Consider the following 547-nt stretch of genomic DNA (forward strand, 5'->3'; position numbering starts at 1 on the left):
AGCCTGTAACAGCCGCATTTATTGGCAGAACGTGCCGCCATGCCGGCGCGGTTCGAGATCGAGATGGAAGTGCAGCGCGTGGTCGGCGTCGGCGCCGGGGCCGAGCACGGTCTTGAATGGTCCGCAGGCGGCCTTGCGCACGGCGTCGAGGAATTTGCCGTCCTTTTCCGGCGGTGTCGGGCCGACCTCGATCGTCTTGCCGTCGGACAGCGTAAAGCTGGCGATGTCGAGCGCGTTGCCGAAAGCATGTTCCGACAGTTTGCGCGTGCCGTGGCGCGGCCGGCAGACGAAGGCGGATGCCTGGCTGATCGATTTCAGGTCCGCGCCGAATTCGGCTTTCGCGGCCGGCTGGATGACGTCGGCGGCAAAACGCACTGCCGCCTCCGCCATCGGGCAGTTGAGTTCGGTGCCGGGGGCAATCGCGATCGACTTGCCGAGCGACTTCAGCACGATCGGGTAGGGGATCGAGCAGCCGATTTCGGGATTGCTCTCGGCTTTGTGGTCCTCGAATTCGACGCCGAGCGCCTGAAGACGCTCGGCGTCGAAT

The 547-nt window shown here is 64.9% G+C and carries 1 protein-coding gene; it reads right to left on the reverse strand.

Annotated features, from left to right (window positions below):
* Positions 1-18: 18 nt before the first annotated feature.
* Positions 19-547, reverse strand: a 529-nt coding sequence (locus EOA36_RS36740) for an extensin family protein (RefSeq protein WP_189553577.1), incomplete at its 5' end; no start/stop codon positions are given.

Origin of the sequence: Mesorhizobium sp. M8A.F.Ca.ET.021.01.1.1 (genome assembly GCF_003998025.1) — a bacterium.
Classification (GTDB): domain Bacteria; phylum Pseudomonadota; class Alphaproteobacteria; order Rhizobiales; family Rhizobiaceae; genus Mesorhizobium.